A 17,955-nucleotide genomic window follows, 5' to 3' on the forward strand; every position below is an offset into this window, starting at 1 on the left:
CCCCCGAAAGATTTACGCATGCACCTGCTCATTCCTCACGCTGGCGGCTCCGACGCAGCCTGCCGCCACGCGCTCAGCCACCTGCAGTTGCCCCAGCTGGCCCGCCTGCTGGCCCGCTGGACACCCACCGCCAGCTGGGGTGCCGAGGACGACGCGCCCCACACACCGGCCGAGCTGGCCCTGGCCGCCAACTGCGGCCAGACCCTGCCCACCGCCGCTGCTTGGGCTGCCCAGGACACCCGCCTGAGCTGGGCACGCGTCACGCCCGTCCACCTGGCCGTGGGCTCGGACGGGGTGGACATGGCGCCTCCCCATGCGCTGGAGCTGTCGGCCCCCGAGTGGCAAGACCTGGCTACCGTGCCCGCCCAGCTCTGGCCTGCTGACGAAGGCTGGGCCTGCCGGCCGCACCCGGCGGGCGGCTGGCTCATCGGCCACGCTGCGCTGCTGGACGGCCTAGCGGCCGCCAGCCTGGACCGCGTGGCCGGCGGCCCCATCGAGCCCTGGCTGCCTGAAGCACGCGTGCTCAAGCGCTGGCAGAACGAGGCCCAGATGCTGCTGCACGGCCTGCCGCTCAATGCGGCGCGCGAGGCGGCCGGGCAACTGGCCGTCAACTCGGTCTGGATCAGCGACATCGGCCGGGCTGCCAGCGGCGCGGGCCCGAGCCTGCAGTGCGTGACGGACCTGAGCAGCCCCTGGCAGGAGGGTGACCTGGCCGCCTGGTGCGAGGCCTGGCGCCGGCTCGACGCCGAGACCCTGCCCGCCTTGCTGGACGCCGCCGCGCGCGGCGAGGCGGTGAGCCTCACCCTGGCCGGCCCGCGCCTGGCGCGCCGCTTCGAGCCCCGCCCACTGGGCCTGGCGCAGCGCTTGCGCAGCTGGCTGAGCACCCCGCCCGCCGCACCGCTGCTGGAGACCCTATGAAGCTGGTGCAACGCGATGTGCCACCCCGCGCTGCCTGGGCGCTGGAGCAAGCGGGCGTGCCGCCACTGCTGGCCAAGCTCTATGCCGCGCGCGGCGTGACGGCGGCTACCGAGCTGGACGATGGCCTCGGCCAGCTGCTGGCGCCTGAGGGCCTCAAAGGCATCGACGCCGCCGCCCTGCTGCTGGCCGACGCGGTGGAGCAAGGCCGGCAGGTCTGCATCGTGGCCGACTACGACTGCGACGGCGCCACCGCCTGCGCGGTGATGCTGCGCGGCCTCAAGCTGCTGGGCGCCCGGCCCGACCGGCTGGGCTATGTGGTGCCTGACCGCGCCATCCACGGCTACGGCCTCACGCCCGCCATCGTCGACCTGGCGCTGGCATCGCCCAAGCGGCCCGAACGGCCCGAGCTGCTCGTCACCGTGGACAACGGCATTGCCAGCCTGGCCGGCGTGGCCCATGCCCGCGCCCAAGGCCTGCAGGTGCTGGTGACCGACCACCACCTGCCCGCCCTGGTGGGAGACGCCGTCCAGCTCCCCGAGGCTGACGCCCTGGTCAACCCCAACCAGCCCGGCTGCCCCTTCGCCAGCAAGGCCCTGGCCGGCGTGGGCGTGGCCTTCTATGTGCTGCTGGCCCTGCGGCGCGAGCTGCGCGCGCGCGGCGCCTTTGCCGAGCAGCCCCGGCTCGACGGCCTGCTCGACCTCGTCGCTCTCGGCACCGTGGCCGATGTGGTCAAGCTCGACGCCAACAACCGCCGCCTCGTCGCCCAGGGCCTCAAGCGAATGCGCGCGGGCCGCGCCCAGCCGGGCATCCTGGCGCTGTTCTCGGCGGCCGGCCGCGATGCCAGCAAGGCCCAGGGCTTTGACCTCGGCTTTGCGCTCGGGCCGCGCATCAATGCCGCTGGCCGCCTGGCTGACATGACCCTGGGCATCGAATGCCTGCTGACTGACGACCCCGAGCGTGCGCTCGAGCTGGCGCGCCAGCTCGACGCCATCAACCGCGAGCGCCGCGAGATCGAGGCCGGCATGCGCATCGAGGCCGAGGCGCGGGTCGATGAACTCGTCGCCCAGTTCGGCGGCGAGCCGCCTGCCGCGCTTTGCGTCTTCCATGAAGACTTCCACGAGGGCGTGGTCGGCATCGTCGCCTCGCGCATCAAGGACCGCTGCCACCGCCCGAGCTTCGTCTTCGCACGTGGAGCTGACGGGCTCTTCAAGGGCTCGGGCCGCTCCATCCCGGGCTTTCATCTGCGTGACGCGCTCGACCTCGTCAGCAAGCGCGAGCCCGACCTGCTCGCCAAGTTCGGCGGCCACGCCATGGCCGCAGGCGCCACGCTCAAGGACGCCAGCATCGACCGCTTTGACGCCGCGCTGCGGCGTGTGGCCGAGGAGTGGCTGAACAGCGAACAACTGGCCCGCACCCTGCAGCACGACGGCCCCCTGCCCCCCGGCACTGCCACACCCACCACCACGCGGATGCTGGACGACCAGGTCTGGGGCCAGGGCTTCGAGGCCCCGCTGTTCTGCGACCGCTTTGAGCTGATCTCGCAGCGCCTGGTGGGCGAGAAGCACCTCAAGCTGCGGCTGCGTGCGGGCGGCGCCGGAGGGGAGCTGCGCGACGCCATCTGGTTTGGCCGCACCGAGCACCTGCCCGACGAAGTCACCCTGGCCTACCGCCTCAGCCTCAACGAGTGGCAGGGACAACAAAAGGTGGAGTTCGTCATCGAGGGGGCGTCCGCATAATCGGGGCGTGACTGCGCTTTCTTCCTCTGCGGCCCTGAACGCCGACCTCCACTGCCACTCCACCGTCTCCGACGGCACCCTGGCCCCCGAGGCCCTGGCCGCCCGCGCCAAGGCCGGTGGCGTGCAACTCTGGGCCCTGACCGACCACGACGAGATCGCCGGCCAGGAGCGCGCACGCCAGGCTGCCTTGGCTCAAGGCATGGACTACCTGACCGGCACCGAGATCTCGGTCACCTTTGCCGGCCGCGTCGTGCACATCGTCGGCCTGGGCTTCGACCACACCGACCGCCAACTCACCGACGGCCTGCGCCAAACACGCGGCGGCCGCGAGGCCCGTGCTAAGGAAATGTCGGCCAGCCTCGCCCAGGCGGGCATCCACGGCGCCTATGAAGGTGCGCTCAAGTACGTGGGCAACCCCGAGCTGATCTCACGCACCCACTTCGCGCGCTTCCTCGTCGAGGCGGGGCATTGCAGCGATGTGCCCGAGGTCTTCAGGCGCTACCTGACCGAAGGCAAACCCGGCTTCGTGCCCCACAAATGGGCCGCCCTGCGCGATGCCGTGCGCTGGATCACCGAGGCCGGCGGCGTCGCCGTCATCGCCCACCCGGGCCGCTACCCCTTCACCGCGATGGAGGAGTACGCCTTGATCACCGAGTTCATCCACCACGGCGGGCGCGGCATCGAGGTCGTCACCGGCAGCCACACCGCCGCCGACGCCACCAGGTACACCGACACCGCACTGGAATTCGACCTGCTCGCCTCACGCGGCAGCGACTTCCACTCCCCCGAGGAAAGCCACACCGACCTCGGCAGCCTCCCGCCCCTGGCGGGCTCGCTGACGCCGGTCTGGAGTGCCTTGAGCGAGCGCATTCACCGCGCCTGATTCCGCCATGGCCCAACGCTTCGAACTCCACCCCGACAACCCGCAAGCCCGCTTCCTGCGCCAGGCGGCGCAGAAGCTGCAGGCGGGCGGCTTGGGGGCGATCCCGACGGACTCCAGCTATGCGCTGGTGTGCCGGCTGGACGACAAGGACGCCGCCGAGCAGTTGCGCCGCGTGCGCGGGGTGGACGACAAGCACCACCTGACCTTGCTGTGCCGCGATCTGTCCGAGCTGGCGACCTATGCGATGGTGGACAACCGGCAGTACCGGCTGCTGAAGCTGGCAACGCCAGGGCCCTTCACCTTCATCCTGCCGGCGACCAAGGAGGTGCCGCGGCGCCTCTCGCACCCCAGCCGCCGCACGATTGGGCTGCGGGTGCCCGAGCACCACGTGACGCAGGAGTTGCTGGCGATCTTTGGCCAGCCGCTGCTCTCGACGACGCTGATCCTGCCCGGTGAGACCGAGCCGCTGAACGATGCCCAAGAGGTGTACGAGCGCCTGGAGCGGCAGTTGGAGGTGGTGCTGGACGCTGGCGCCTGCCCGGCTCAACCGACCACGGTGATCGACATGAGCGGGGACACGCCGGTGGTGGTGCGGCAGGGGCGGGGCGACCCAGGACGGCTGGGATTGGTGCTGGAAGACGCGGGCTGATCCTCGGGCAAACCCTGATCGTCGCCGCCAGACGCCGTTCGGGCGCCAAAGTGTGCAATTCGTCGCAGCTGGCTGGAAGAAGCCAGGGCGGATGCCGAAACTGAGTTCATCGAAGCAGCGAAACCCGCTGCCCAGATGCCCCGGGAAGCCCTCGGGGCCCCTCAAACCTGTTTCGGAGATCGCCATGAGCACCCTTCTGAAGACCCTGATCGCTACCGCTGTTGCCACGGCCGCCACCGCTGCCGCCTTTGCCTCTGTCGCCCTTGCCACGGACGAGCCGCAAACCGTTGTCACCTTGCCGACGGTCTACATCACGGCCTCGACGCAAGCCCCCACGGCCAAGCTGCCCACCATCCTGATCACCCGCGAGGGCGCCTATGAAGTCGCGGTGCTGCCCACCGTGGTTGTCGAAGGCAGCAGCGTGCAGAGCCAGATGCTGGCCGCCAAGTCGAACGCGCCTCGCCTGTGAACCTGGGGTGAGCTTATGCAGGCTTTCCCCAGCACCCACCCAAGAGCCGAGTCCTTGACGCCCTAGCCCGCCCCCTCATGGGCGAGCCCGGGCTTCAAGGACTCGGCTCCAGCGCTTCCAGCACCGCCCCGCGGTCGAACCCCAGGACTGAGCGACCGCGCACCACGAGCAGCGGCGTGCCAAGCCCGCCACGCGCGCGGAACTCGTCGGCGCAGGCGGTGTCGCGCTCGATCAGGCATTCCTCAAAAGGCACGCCCTCGGCTTGCATCCAGCGCCGGGCCACGGTGCACCACGGGCAGGTCTCGGACGAGATCATGCGGATGTCGCCCGGCCGGGCCAGCGCTACCAGGCGCTCGGCGTCGCGGTTGGCGCTGACGTGGCGAAACCCGCTCTGCGCGAGCAAGGCAACGCCCACCACCGCAGCCAGGGACCAGAGTTCTTTCGCCATGCGCCGATTGTGCTTGCGCGATGCATCTACATCTGTAATCATTCAGCTTCGATTACAAATGTAGCCAATGCCTCAGAACACCCCACCCCTGCCTCCGCTGCCCACCATCAGCGAGGCTGAATCCCAAGTGATGCTGCAGCTGTGGCGCGAGCACCCGCAAAGCGCCGAGCAGCTGGCGCTGAGCCTGATGCCCGAGCAAGGCTGGCAGCTGAGCACCATCAAGACGCTGCTGAACCGCCTGCTGCAAAAGGGCGCGATCGCGGCCGACAAGGACGGGCGGCGTTTCCTCTACCGCCCGCTGGTGGCTGAGGCCGACTGGCTGAAGTCGCAGAGCCTGTCGCTGATCGACCGCTGGTTTGGCGGCGGCCTGGCGCCGCTGGTGGCGCAGTTCGCGTCACACCGCAAGCTCAGCGCCGAGGACCTGACGGCCCTGAAAGAACTGATCAAGGAGCAGGACCGTGGCTGAGCTGCTGCTGCACCTGCTCTGGGGCCAGGCGCTGCTGCTGACCATGGCGCTGGCGGCCATGGCCTTGCTGCGCCGGGCACGCCTGTGGCTGGGCGCCAGCCTCACCTATGCCGCCTGGGGCTTGGTGCCGCTGGTGCTGCTGGTACAGGCCCTGCCGAAGCCTGAGCTGGCCGTGGTGCGCGCGTTGCTGCTGCCGCAGCCGCTGGAGGCGGCACCCCCGGTGCGGGCCCTCGCGTGGCAGCCCGTGGATCAGGTGCCTTGGCTGCTGGCCCTGTGGCTGGTGGGGGCCGTGGGGGCCACCGCCCTGCTCGCCGCGCAGCAGTGGCGCGTGCGCCGCCTGGGCGCCGTGCTTCCAGCGGGCAGCAGCCCGGCCTGGGTTGGCGTGTGCCGCCCCTATCTCGCCCTGCCGGCCGATTTCAGCCAACGCTTCACGAACGCGCAGCAGGCCCTGGTGCTAGCGCATGAGGACGTGCACCGCCGTCGGCTCGACAACGCCTGGAACCTGATCGCGTCCGCACTGCTGGCCCTGCACTGGTGGAACCCAGCGGTGTGGTGGGCGGTGCGCGCCTTCCGCGCCGACCAGGAGCTGGCCTGCGATGCCGCAGTGCTTCACGCCCAGCCCGACGCCCGCGCTTCCTATGCCGAGGCCCTGCTCATCGCGCATGGCCTGCACACCCTCGTGGCTCCGGTAGCCAGCCGCTGGGGCGCCGTTCACCCCCTCGTCGAAAGGATTTCCATGCTTCAACATCTCCAAGCCTTCAGCCGCCGCCGCGCGCTGACCGTCGCGGGCATCGGCGTGCTCGCCATCGCCGCCGCTGGCAGCGTGCGCGCCGTGACAAGCGCCGCACCAACCGCCGGCGTGGTGCTCAAGCTCAAGGTGGAGTCCAGCACCCGGGCAGGCGCCACGGAGACCAAGCTGTCGGCAACGCCCACCTTGGAGCTGCCGGCGGGCGCGACCGGGACGGTGCTGCTGGGGGCCACGCCGCAGCAGCCCGGGCCCGACCAGCTGCAGATCGAGATCCAGGCGGAGCCTCAGGCCGAGGGCCGCGTGCTGCTGAGTGCACGTGTGTCGCGCGGCGCGCCGCTGAAGTTGATGTCGTCGCCAAGGCTGCTGACGCTGGACGGCCAGCTCGCCGTGATCGAGATCGGGGATCAGGACCCGGCGAACACGCATCACCTGCGGGTGGAAGTGACCCCCACCGTGCTCAAGGCGCCGGGCTGAACGCCACAAAAGAAAAAAGCGCCCCTCCGCGAGAAGGGGCGCCAAGCAGGAGGGCCCAGCAATGGGCCCGGTGAGGAACAAGGATCAGAACGAGCTGCGCAGAGACAGCGTGAACGAACGACCCGGCTTGTAGTTGTCGAACACCGCCGCAGGGAACTGCACGTATTGCTCCGTCACGGCATCGGTCAGGTTCCAGACGCTGAAGTTGACCGACGGGGCGTACTTGGAGCCCAGGATCTTCTTGAGGTCAGCACCCGCCGAAAGGTCGATCTGTGTGCGAGCGTTCATGTACTGGTAGGCGCCCGGCACATTGATACCCGTGCCGGTGTTGGTGACCATCTTCGCCTGGGACTGGCGGGCCACACGGAAGCTCCAACCACCGCGCTCGTAGTACAGCGTGAGGTTGGTCGTCTTGGGCGGCACGCCAGCCACCGGCGGCGAGTTGGGGCGCTCGTCGGTCTGCTTGGTTTTCGTGTAGTTGGCGGTGAAGCCAAAGCCCTTGATGGGCAGCATGTCGAGCGGCTGCTGCCAGGTCAGCTCGAAGCCACGCACCTTGAGCTTGGAGTCGATGCTGATGGGCTCCGTCACTTCGACCAAGTGCTTGTCACGCCCACCGCTGGCGGTGACGACGCCGTTCTGCGCATCGGTCAGATTCTGGAAGCCATAGAGCGCGTCCAACTGGGCCAGGGTGTACTGCGTGATGCGCGAGCCCGGGCGACCGACGATGTCCTTGGCAAAGGCCGAGGCCGACAGGAAGGCCTCACGGCTGAGGTAGTACTCCAGCGCAAAGTCAAAGTTGTTGGAGGTCCACGGCGCCAGCTTGGGGTTGGTCAGGCTCGCAGTACGTGCGCTTTGGTCGTTGATGGTGAGCTGGGTCTGACGCAGGTCAGCCGGGTTGGCACGCGTGATCGACTTGGACGCCGAGGCCCGCGCAATGATCGAGTCGGTGAGGTTGTAGGACGCCGACATCGACGGCATCGTGTTGGTATAGGGCGTGCTCTCGTAGGCCCAGGTGGCGATGTCGGGGTAGCGCGAGCCATTCAGGTTGCCGTTGGCCGCGTTGCGCGAATCCGCCACGGCCTGCAGCACGCCAATGGTCTGCTCGGTGCCCGCAAAGCGGATGCCGGCGTTGTAGCGCAGTGCGCGGCCGAGCACGTCGACCTTGCCGTTCACTTCGGTGTAGAAGCCCGTCACGATCTCGCGCAGGTAGCCGCCCGAGCCATTGCCGAAGTTCTTGTAGATGTTGTCGCGGTAGAGCTGGTAGTTGGTGTCCTTGGCGAACTTGTCCCAGTTGACCAGCACGAAGCCTTCCTTGGAGCCATAGAGGTAGTTCGGCACTGCGGCATTGGGCACCAGCGAGCCCAGGTAGGCCAGGCCCGACTGCCCGGCCGTGGCGCCCTGGCCAAAGCCCGGGTAAGCCGATGCGGCCACCGGCCCAGGTTGGAACCGACCATCACACGCGCCCTGCGACGTCGTGTTGGGCTGGATGAACATGAAGTTGATGTTGTTCGAGCAGGTGGCATTGATCCAGTTGCCAGCCCCGCCGCCGCCCGTGCCGTACTGGCGATAGCGGCGCTCGATGTCGTCCCAGGAGCCGCCCACGCGCACATTGAAGTTGTTGGTGCCCCACTTGAGGTTGGCGCGTGCGCCGCGCGTGGTGTTGGTGCGCTCGTAGAGGTCCATGCGCAACGTCGAGAGACCCTGGCCCGGCTGGTACCAGCCGAAGTTCTTGGGGTCGTTGAGGTCAAGATTGCTCTTGATCGTGGGCAGGCCGCCCTGGCTGTTGTCGTAGGTGATGACCGAGTCAGCGCCGTTGGTGGACACCAGCACCGAAGGCATGTCGCGGTAGAAGCTGCTGTTGGTGGCGTTGAAGTGGCCGTCGATGGTGATCTCGTCGTTCGCGCGGAACTCGAAGCCCGGGTTGATGCTGCCGAAGCGCGTCACCTCCTTCATCGGGCGGTACTCCAGCGCCGAGAAGGTATTGGCCAGGGTGGCCTTGGTCAGCACGCAGCCGCTGTCGCAGTCGCTGCGGTCGAACTCCATCCCCAGCGGGATGGACTGGTTGGCACGGGTGCCCGAGTTCATCGCGCCGTACTCCATCTTGTTGCCTTTGCGGGCAACGATGGTGTCGACGTAGAGGTCCCATTGGTCGTTGGGTTGCCACTGCAGGCTGAGGTTGGCGCTGATGCGGCGGCGCTCGCCCTCGAAGAAGCGGTGGCGAGCCAGACGACCCATCAGCGCGTTGTCGATCTGCTTGATGCTGGCGCCGGGGTTGAGCGCCAACAGCAGGGCGCGGTCGATCTGCTTGCCGGGCACCAGCAACGAGCGGGCGAACTCAGGCAGCGCGCTCAGGGCCAGCCCAGAAGGCACGGTGTCGGGCGTGGACTGCGAACCAGCGCCGGTGTTGTTGGGGTTGTCGCTCGCATTGGCCTGGAAGGCCTTGAGCTGGTAGTTGCGCATGTCCAGCGCATCGAAGTTGTTGGCGTGATAGAAGGTCTGGCCGAAGGCCACCCCCACCAGCGCGCCCACCGAGCCCACCTCAGGCAGGTCCCAGGTATTGCTGACCAGGGCCGAGCCCGTCTTGCCCCAGCGCTTGTCGAGGTCGCGGTAGTTGCCGCTGAAGGTGACGGCTGAGCGCAGGCCGCGCTTGTCGAAGGGGCGTGCGCTGCGCATGTCCACCGTGCCGGCCAGGCCGCCTTCGATGATGCTGGCCTTCTGGCTCTTGTAGACCGAGGCGCTGCTGAAGAGCTCGGAGGGCAGGAAGTCCATGTCGACTTCGCGGTTGGCGCTGATGCTGCCCGCCCAACTGCCTGCCGAGGCCGAGGCCACCGGCGCGCCGTTGAGCAGCACGCGCGTGAAGGCCGGACCCATGCCGCGGATGGAGACGTTGAGGCCTTCGCCGTCGATGCTGGCGCGGGTGATGGTGACGCCCGGGATGCGCGACAGCGAATCGACGATGGACGGGTCAGGGAACTTGCCCAGGTCTTCGGCAAACACGGTCTCGCTCAGACCGACGTCATCGCGCTTGGCCTTGGCCGAGTTGGCCAGCGACGAGCGGATGCCCGTGACGACCACTGTCTCCAGGCTGTTGCCGGACGGCGTGGCTTGCTGCGCGTAGGCCTGGGCCAGCAAGCCGGCCAGGGCGGTGACGACGAAGGTGCTGCGCGCGGCCGTCAGACGGGGGCGGCGCGGCTCGCGGAGTTGGTGGGTCATGGCGGTCTCCTCTTTGTGCCCCGGGCGGGGCTGGCTGGTCTTGAAATCAGGGGTGGCAGCCTTGCGGCGGGTTGCACATGCACCCCGCCCCACAGCCCCACCCGAATTCCCGGCATCGCGGTCGGTCAACTCGACCGCTGTCCGTGTCTGGTAACGCCCACCGCTTGCCTGTTGCGCCTCTGCGGGCGCGCTTCCAGCCGGGGCCAACAGCGCCATCGGCACCGCGCTGCCCAACCAGATCAAGCAAGGTGGCGGGCATCTAGAAACATAGGATGTCCGACAACTGACCGCAGGTTACGGCGCACCAACAGCCATCGAGAACTCAGGTTTCCCCGTAGCTCAGATGAGGGCCCAGGCGGGCGGTGTAGCGCTATCCATAGGGAGTCCTATGCCAAAGCCAGCATCAAGCGCCGATCAAAACCTGAAGTCAAGAAACCTTTAGTTACACTTTTGTTTGAAAGTGGCCACGGCTGTGGCGCCCTATCGACGCCGGCCAGCCCGAGATTTCTTGCCAAAACAGCGTTTGTTGTACGACCTCAAGCCGGCAGCAGCGCTGCCCTCAGCCTCTTAGGGCCTGTTAACACTACGGGGATGGGTCGCGAAGGCCCGCCGCAAGGGGCCAATCAAGGCGCGGCTCGCCGCCCGCCCGCGCGGGGGGGCCTGGGGCGCACCGCCGGGGGGCCCGTTGCGGCGGGCCTTCCCGGAGGGTTGTGACCAAAACAACCGCATGCGGCGTTGCAAATCCTCGTCGGGGGCCGCCCCGACTTGCGGTTCGCGCCTTGCCTGCGGCTGTTTTGGTCACAACGCGACCCATTCCCGTAGTGTTAACAGGCCCTAGTCCCGAAGATGGCCTTCCAGGCTCAGTTCGGCCACGGCACAAGCCGGCGCGCCAGGGCTTGCCACGAGCGCCAGACGCAGCACGCGCACCGCTTGGTCGGCGAGCGGCAGCGTGAGGCTCTCAAGCGCGGCGCTTGGGTTGCTGGGGGCCCACTGGGCCAGGCGCTCGGGGGCGTTGGTGGGGCTGATGTTCAGCACCTCCAGCGCACAGGCACGGCCCGGGGCAAAGCGCAGTTGCAGGCGCTGCGGGCTGACGATGCGCTCGGTGTCGATCTCGATCCAAGGCGCTGCGTCATCCGTGCCGGGCGCCCAATAGGTGTCGGCCAGGCCGTCATTGGCCTGGGCCGGGCCATGGCCGGCCTGGCTGGAGCTGGCGCGGATGGGCGTTTGGTGCCCAAAGGCCTGCAAGGCCTGGCCCGCCGCAGCCACCCGTTGGTAGCGGACATAAGGGCGCGGCGCGGCCAGCGGCGTCTTGCCGGGCACGAAGGCGGGGCCGCTCAGCGTGGGCAAGGCCAGCACGGCGTCCCGCAGCCCGGGGCTGCTGGCGCGCAGCCGCGTGAGGCCGGCCTGCCAGCTGCGCATCGCAATGGCGGCCTGGCCGTCGCGGATGGGGATGTCACCGTCCGGCGTGAAGGCGATCTCACGCCCGGTGGGCAGCTCGCCCGGGCCAGACTCGATGGCGAGCTTGACCGGCGGGCTGTTGCTGAGCGCCCTGCCCTGCGCATCGACGACGGTGACGACCACCTGCACGTCGTCGGTGCCATCGGCGCGGCGGATGGCCGGTGCGCTGGTGCTGAGCTTCAAGCCCGCAGCCACCCCGGCCTGAGGCCAGGCGGGTGGCGCGATGCCCAGGTAGTGTTGGCGGTACCAGTACCAGCCGCGCTTGGGCAGGCGTGCGTAGTCCACCAAGCCCATGGAGCCGAACTTGCCGGCGATCGAGCCATGGTCAAAACCCGCCCAGATGGCCTCGCCGGCGCGCCAGGCGGGGCGCCAGGTGGCAGGCTCTCCGGCGGTGGCGCCGGGGGTCTTCTCGATGTCGCCCCAGCCAGGGTCGAAGGGGCCGGGCCGGTCGGCGATGGTGGAGCCGTACTCGGCCACAAAGCTGGGCAGGCCGGGCTGCTGGAAGAGCACCGCGCCATCGCCGTTGTAGCCGGCGATGTCGCCGATGTGATCGAGCTCGCCGCGCTGCGCACCGCTGACCGATGCCAGGCGCGTGGGGTCGAGCTGGTGGCTCAGCAGCACCAGCTCCTTGAGCAGCTGGCGCACCGCAGGCAGGGTCTCCTTGGCGGTGAAGAAGACCTCGTTGCACAGGCTCCAGGCGACGATGGACGGGTGGTTGCGGTGGCCGCGAATCATCTCGGCCAGTTGCTGCTTGACGCTGGCTTCAAAGGCCTCGGCATGCTGGGCCTCTGGCGGGTAGGCCGAGGCGCCCCAGGCATGGGCAAACGGCGCCGTGCCCCAGAAGGGCGCCTCCGACAGGAAGAGCATGCCGCGCCGGTCGGCGGACTCGGCGAACTGCGGGTCTTTGGGGTAGTGCGAGCCGCGCAGGAAGTCGAAGCCCGCGTCCTTCATCAGCTTCACGTCGCGGTCGATGGCGGCATTGGCGACGGCATCGCCCCAGCCGGCCTGGTCCTGGTGGGCATTGGCGCCGCGGAAGTAGCGGTGCTGGCCGTTGAGGAAGAAGCCCTTGTCAGCCGTCCAGGCCACCCAGCGGAAGCCAAAGCTCGTCTCGACCACGTCGCGCACCTGGCCGCCCACTTTGAGCGTGGTGCGCACGCGGTAGAGCGTGGGGGTCTCGGGGCTCCAGAGCGCCACCTGGCGCAGCACGTCGGAGCGCTGCGTGAGCCGACCGAGCTGGCCGGGCTCGATGAGCAGTTGGCTGGCCGGCAGGCGAGCCACACGGCGGCCGGCATCGGTCAGCAGCTCGGTCTCAGCGGTGACGCTGAGCGCGTCGCTCCCGGTGTTGCGCACCTCGGTCTCGACGGCGACCCGTGGCTGCCCATCAGCCAGACCCGGCGTAGTCACGCCCACACCGGCCCAGGGCACGTGCAGCGCATCGGTGGCCACCAGCCAGACGTCGCGGTAGATGCCGCCACTGAACACATGCTCGCCGGCCCGGGGGGCCAGGGTCGGGTCCCAGCGGTTGTCCACCTTCACGGCGATGAGGTTGCGCCCGGCGCGCAGCGCGGGTGTGAGGTCCACCGTGAAGCCCGTGTAGCCGCCCCGGTGCTGGCCCATCTCGCGGCCATTGACGTAGACGGTGGCCACCTGGAAGGCGCCCTCGAACTCCAGCGCCCAGCGGCGGGTTGCGGGCACCGCAGGCAGGTCCAGGTCCTTGCGGTACCAGCCGATGCCGACCGGGAAGTCAGGCGCCAAGAAGTAAGGCGTGCTGAAGCTGTGCGGCAGCCCCACCCGCATCCAGCCGGCATCGTCAAACGCCGCCTGCGCGGCCCCAGGCCCTGCATCGCTCACGCTGAAGGCAAAGCGCCAGTCGCGGTTGAAGTTGTCGCGTTGGCGCGGGGCGATGGCGGCCAGGGCCAGGCTGCAGCACAGCCAGCACAGCAGGGCGACGAACAGGTGCCGGGAGCGAAGCAGGTTCATGGGTTCAGTTGGATGACGTTGACCGACTTGGCCGGCACCGTGAGTTCAAGCCGGCCGGCCTCGATCTGCAGGCCCTGGATAGCGCGCGGTTGCAGCGGGTCGGGCGCATCGAAGTCGGGCCGAGCGTCCATGCGGTCGGCTGTCAGGCTGCGGCCCTGGACGCTGCTGAAGCGCTGGCCTTGCAGGTCGATGACGAGGCGGATGGGGTCCTGCGGCCGCAGGTTGACGAGCGAGAGCGTCAGCCGCCCGCCCTCACCGCGCGAGGCCGACACGCTGAGGCTGGGCAGATCCACACCCTCGACGCGGTAGGCCGGTGCGCTCAGGCTCACCGGCACACGGGTCGCGCCCTGGTGGCCCTGGTAGAGGTCGAAGACGTGATACGTCGGCGTGACGATCATCTTGGGGCCACGCGTCAGTACCAGGGACTGCAGCACATTGACCATCTGCGCGAGGTTGGCCATCTGCACGCGCTCAGCGTGGTCGTGGAAGATGTTGAGCGTCAGACCGGCAACGACGGCATCGCGCAGCGTGCCCACCTGGAACAGGTTGGACGGCGCGGCCTTGTCCTTCTCCCACCAGGCGCCCCACTCCGACACCGACAGGCCCACGCGGCGTTCGGGGTCATAGCGGTCCATGATGGCCGTATGCCGGGTGATCAGCTCGTCCATCTTGTGGGTGCGCAGCATGGACGTCGCCCAGTCCTGCTCGGTGAACCCCACGGCCGGGCTCTTGCGGCCCCAGTCGTTGCCCGAGAAGGTATAGAAGTGCAGCGACATCATGCCCAGCTGCGGCTCCTTGTTGATCCAGGCCAGCGGCGAGGCCTGGGCCGCCCCGGGCGGATGCCGGAAGAGCGCGCGCTGCAGCAGGGTCTCGGTCCAGGCGTAGTCGTCGGCGTTGGCGTCGGTGGCGATCAGGGTGCCAAAGGGCTTGAGCACGCTGAGGTACTGCCGGTATTGGTCGGCGTAGTAGGCGGGGGTCATGTTGCCGCCGCAGCCCCAGTTCTCGTTGCCGATGCCGATGTAGGGCACGGCAAAGGGCTTCTCGCGGCCATTGCGCGCGCGCTCGGCACCGGCGCCTGAGCTGGCCGGGTCGGTCAGGTAGTGCAGCCAGGCCTGGGCCTCGGCGGGCGAGCCGCTGGCGAGGTTGACCGACACAAAGGCCTTGGCCCCGATCTGCTCGACCAGGTCCATGAACTCATGCGAGCCAAAGCCATTGGTCTCGGGTTCGTCGCCCCAGGCACGGTTGACGCCGCGCGGGCGCTGCTCACGCGGGCCGACGCCGTCGCGCCAGTGGTAGAGCTCGGCAAAGCAGCCGCCGGGCCAGCGGATGACGGGCACCTTGATGCGCTTGAGCGCGGCCACCACGTCGCTGCGGATGCCGCGCACATTGGGGATGCTGGAGCCCTCCCCCACCCACAGGCCCTCGTGCACGCCGCGCCCCAGGTGCTCGACGAACTGGCCATAGATGTTGGGGTCGATGCGCGGGCCGCTCTTGCTGGCCTCGACAACGAGGGTCGCGTTGATGGGCGCCGCGTGGGCGAGAGCGCTGAAGGCTAGGGCGACAGCAAAGGTAAGAAGCGAGCGTTTCATCAGGCAATGCGCTGTGGAGTTGGGCCAAAGTAGGACGGCGGCAAGCGGTCGCGGTAGACCAGGATCTGCTGCAGCACGAGGCCGGGGTCGATCATGCCGACGTGCAGCAGGTGGCGGCCGGCGGTGTCGATGCGCAGCCGAAACTTCATCACTCGCATGTCGGTGCGGGCGTTGATGTCATGGATGCGACCGAGAAACTCCTGCGCCTCGCGCTCCTCGGGGGTGAAAACGTGCTTGACCACCGGCTGCCCCTCGTCCACCCACAGCGCCACGCCGAGCTGGTGACCGGGGTCCACGCGCAAGGTCGGCGCGGTGATGAGGTCGACGGTGTAGTCGCCAGCACGGGCCACATAGATGGGGTACGCCAAGCGCGGCGCGCGGCGTGGGTCGGCAAACGAGCGGGCGTTGGCGGGCCAGGGCGTGAGCGCGACATCGACGCGGCCGTAGTCGGGCAAGGCCTGCCAGCGCACGCCCTCGGCCTCGGTCTGGCGCTCGAAGCCGCTGGCCGGGATGCTGAAGGCCGCCCCGAGGCTGCCCCAGGCACCGCGAGCGTCCTGCCGCTGCTGAGCGGTGGCGACCGCCAGGGTGACGGCGATGCGCACGCGCTCCGTGCCATCACTCACCGTGAGGCTGCCGCTGGCGGCGCCTTCGGGTACCCGGGCCCAGTCGATCGCGACCGCATAGCGCTGATCACCCGCGCCGGCTGAGAAGGCCGGCACGCGGCGCCATTGGATCCAGGGCTGGTCGGCCGTGACCTCGACCTGGAGTGCACGGCGGCCGCGCGGGAAGACCTCGAACCAATGCTCGCCACGCAGCAGGCCATCAAAGGCGGGCAAGGCCGGCGGCAGGTAGTAGCCGGGCCAGGACAAGGCCGAGCCTTCGACGCAGACGCCGAAGCGGGCGTCGTCGGCCAGGTCCAGCTCAGTGACCGGCGGCGGCACGTCGGCCACGGGCTGGAACCAGTCGAAGTAGCCCAGATAGGTCTGGTCCATCAGGTGGTTCCACTTGCCGCCCGAGAGCTCGTGGTTGTAGGTGTCGCGGATGCGGCGCGAGGCGGCAAAGAGCTGGCGCACGCGGGCCGCTTCGTCATTGGTGCTGGCGCGGCCCTGGCGTGCAAAGCGCTGGTTGCGCGCGGCGGCCAACAGCATCTCGTTGAGGTTGGCGCAGGCGCGGATGGGGTGCAACACCAGCTGGTAGTAGGCGGCCTGCTGCGCGGGGGCTAGCTGGGCGTTGACGGCCTCGGCGCGGCGCTGCAGGCCCTGCCAGTACGCGGCCATGCGCGGAGCTTCGTCGTGGTGCTCCAGGCTGTAGGTCTCGGGCCGCAGTTGCTCGGGCTTGCGCCAGGCATTGGCCTTGGCATAGGCGGCCACCAGGCTGGCCACTTCGCGCGCATGCGCGGCGCCAAACTCGCGCTCGGCCCAGGCTTCGGTCCAGGCCTGGAGCTTGTCGGGGCCGACACTGGCCGGGTCCCAGGCCATGGCGAGGAAGAACTCGATGGGCAGCTCCAGTGGCTTGAGGTCGCCGACATTGCTGATCCAGATGCGGTCCGCGCCGCGCAGCAGCGCCTGGTTGAGCTGCTCCCACATCTTGGGCAGGGGGTTGGTGTTGGTCCACTTGTAGGAGTACGGCCCCCCGTTCATGTCCATGTGGTGGTAGATGCCGAAGCCGCCCGTGCGGCTGGCCCGCTCCTGCGCCGTGGGCAGGCGGCGCAGGTAGCCGACGTTGTCGTCCGAGAACATGAGCGTGACGTCGGGCGGCAGCTTGAGGCCGCCGTCGTAGTACTTGAGCACCTCGGTGAACAGCACCCAGACCTGCGGGATGTCCTCGATGCGCCGCCCGGTCTGCTCGACGAGCAGTTGGCGCTGGTCGGCGATCACGTCCTCCAGCAGGCGGATGTCGGACTGCAGGCCGCCGGTGCCTTCCAGCGCCACGTCGCCATCGCCGCGCATACCCAGCGTGACCAGCAGCTCGTGCTGCTTGCTGCGCGCTGCGCCTTCGCGGAAGAACTCGCGGATGGCGGGACGGTTGCTGACGTAGTTCCACTGCCCGTTGCCGAGCTGCTCGCGGCGGCTGGTGAACTCCTTGTGGGCGCGGTTCATGGGCTCGTGGTGCGAGGTGCCCATGACGATGCCGTACTCGTCGGCGAGCACCGCGTTCTGCGGGTCGTCGTCGACGAATGCGTTGTTCCACATCGCCGGCCACAGGTAGTTGGCACGCAGGCGCAGCAGCAGCTCGAAGACCTTGGTGTAGAAGCCCGCGTTCATGCCGCCGAACTTCTCGGCCGTCCAGCCCGAGAGGCATGGCGCCTCGTTGTTCAGGAAGATGCCGCGGTACTTGACGGCCGGCGAGCGCTGCACGCGGCGGCCACGGTCCAGCCAGATCTCGTTGCGCTGCGTGACGGGCACATCGGCCCACCAGAACCAGGGCGAGACGCCCATGCTGCGCGAGAGGTCGTAGCAGCCATAGATGGTGCCGCGCTTGTCGGCGCCGGCAATGACCAGGGCCTCGTCCACGCCCGGGAAGGGCTGGGCCACGGTCTGCACCACATAGGCCTCCCACCGGCCTGCCACGCCGCTCACATCGAGCTTGCCGCGCTGCACCAGGTCCTGGACCAGGGGGCTGCGGTCCAGGCTGCCAATGACGATGACACGGCGCGCAGCACTGCCACGCGAGCCCACAGGCGGCGCTGCACGGCCGGTGACGCGGGCCACGTCGGCCGCCAGATCGGCCGCCACGCGGGCCACGCCTTTGTGGTCTTGCGGGTCCACCCAAAGCGGCGCATCGCCCTGCGGCGAAGCGATGGCGAAGGCGGTACGCGGTTGGCGTTCGAAGCGGATGCCGGCTGCCCAGACATTGGCAGCCAGCGGCGCCAGCAAGGGCGCCAGCAGCAGGTCACGACGGGAGATCATGCGAGGGCCGCTCCA

At 69.0% G+C, this 17,955-nt stretch carries 12 protein-coding genes; 7 read left to right on the plus strand and 5 right to left on the minus strand.

Annotated features, from left to right (window positions below; all coding sequences use genetic code 11):
* The first annotated feature begins 18 nt into the window (after nucleotides 1–18).
* The 5 genes from ABDJ85_RS06435 to ABDJ85_RS06455 all read left to right on the plus strand — a co-directional run bounded on the left by ABDJ85_RS06435 (nucleotide 19) and on the right by ABDJ85_RS06455 (nucleotide 4,655).
* On the plus strand, nucleotides 19–918 hold the full coding sequence (locus tag ABDJ85_RS06435; protein ID WP_347703944.1) for a hypothetical protein: 900 nt from the start codon (nucleotides 19–21) through the stop codon (nucleotides 916–918).
* Nucleotides 915–2,654: a single-stranded-DNA-specific exonuclease RecJ gene (gene recJ, locus ABDJ85_RS06440; RefSeq protein ID WP_347703945.1), complete on the plus strand. Its 1,740-nt coding sequence runs from the start codon at nucleotides 915–917 to the stop codon at nucleotides 2,652–2,654. The genes ABDJ85_RS06435 and recJ overlap by 4 nt, the downstream gene beginning before the upstream one ends.
* A gap of 7 nt (nucleotides 2,655–2,661) precedes the next feature.
* Nucleotides 2,662–3,537 (plus strand): 3',5'-nucleoside bisphosphate phosphatase, encoded by an 876-nt coding sequence (locus ABDJ85_RS06445; protein WP_347703946.1) that lies wholly within the window; start codon nucleotides 2,662–2,664, stop codon nucleotides 3,535–3,537.
* 7 nt (nucleotides 3,538–3,544) lie between these two features.
* On the plus strand, nucleotides 3,545–4,186 hold the full coding sequence (locus tag ABDJ85_RS06450; protein WP_347703947.1) for an L-threonylcarbamoyladenylate synthase: 642 nt from the start codon (nucleotides 3,545–3,547) through the stop codon (nucleotides 4,184–4,186).
* Nucleotides 4,187–4,370: 184 nt separating this feature from the next.
* Nucleotides 4,371–4,655, plus strand: a complete 285-nt coding sequence (locus ABDJ85_RS06455) for a hypothetical protein (RefSeq protein ID WP_347703948.1) — start codon at nucleotides 4,371–4,373, stop codon at nucleotides 4,653–4,655.
* Nucleotides 4,656–4,749: 94 nt separating this feature from the next.
* On the opposite strand, the gene ABDJ85_RS06460 is transcribed toward ABDJ85_RS06455, so the two are convergent.
* Nucleotides 4,750–5,103 carry a glutaredoxin family protein gene (locus ABDJ85_RS06460; protein WP_347703949.1) on the minus strand — a complete coding sequence of 118 codons (354 nt, stop codon included), beginning with the start codon at nucleotides 5,101–5,103 and terminating at the stop codon, nucleotides 4,750–4,752.
* A 67-nt stretch (nucleotides 5,104–5,170) separates the two neighbouring features.
* Between ABDJ85_RS06460 and ABDJ85_RS06465 the strand changes: the two genes are divergently transcribed.
* Nucleotides 5,171–5,569, plus strand: a complete 399-nt coding sequence (locus tag ABDJ85_RS06465; protein ID WP_347703950.1) for a BlaI/MecI/CopY family transcriptional regulator — start codon at nucleotides 5,171–5,173, stop codon at nucleotides 5,567–5,569.
* Nucleotides 5,562–6,791, plus strand: coding sequence for a M56 family metallopeptidase (locus ABDJ85_RS06470; protein WP_347703951.1), 1,230 nt, complete (start codon nucleotides 5,562–5,564; stop codon nucleotides 6,789–6,791). Before ABDJ85_RS06465 ends, ABDJ85_RS06470 begins: the two co-directional genes overlap by 8 nt.
* An 84-nt stretch (nucleotides 6,792–6,875) precedes the next feature.
* Here the strand turns inward: ABDJ85_RS06470 and ABDJ85_RS06475 are convergent, their stop codons facing one another.
* The 4 genes from ABDJ85_RS06475 to ABDJ85_RS06490 all read right to left on the minus strand — a co-directional run bounded on the left by ABDJ85_RS06475 (nucleotide 6,876) and on the right by ABDJ85_RS06490 (nucleotide 17,940).
* Nucleotides 6,876–10,004 carry a TonB-dependent receptor gene (locus tag ABDJ85_RS06475; RefSeq protein ID WP_347703952.1) on the minus strand — a complete coding sequence of 1,043 codons (3,129 nt, stop codon included), beginning with the start codon at nucleotides 10,002–10,004 and terminating at the stop codon, nucleotides 6,876–6,878.
* Between the two features lie 834 nt (nucleotides 10,005–10,838).
* Nucleotides 10,839–13,442, minus strand: coding sequence for a glycoside hydrolase family 2 protein (locus tag ABDJ85_RS06480; RefSeq protein WP_347703953.1), 2,604 nt, complete (start codon nucleotides 13,440–13,442; stop codon nucleotides 10,839–10,841).
* On the minus strand, nucleotides 13,439–15,031 hold the full coding sequence (locus tag ABDJ85_RS06485; protein WP_347703954.1) for an alpha-N-arabinofuranosidase: 1,593 nt from the start codon (nucleotides 15,029–15,031) through the stop codon (nucleotides 13,439–13,441). Before ABDJ85_RS06485 ends, ABDJ85_RS06480 begins: the two co-directional genes overlap by 4 nt.
* Nucleotides 15,031–17,940, minus strand: coding sequence for a glycosyl hydrolase 115 family protein (locus ABDJ85_RS06490; protein WP_347703955.1), 2,910 nt, complete (start codon nucleotides 17,938–17,940; stop codon nucleotides 15,031–15,033). Before ABDJ85_RS06490 ends, ABDJ85_RS06485 begins: the two co-directional genes overlap by 1 nt.
* Nucleotides 17,941–17,955: the final 15 nt, after the last annotated feature.

The organism is Roseateles paludis, assembly GCF_039872745.1.
Classification (GTDB): domain Bacteria; phylum Pseudomonadota; class Gammaproteobacteria; order Burkholderiales; family Burkholderiaceae_C; genus Pelomonas; species Pelomonas paludis.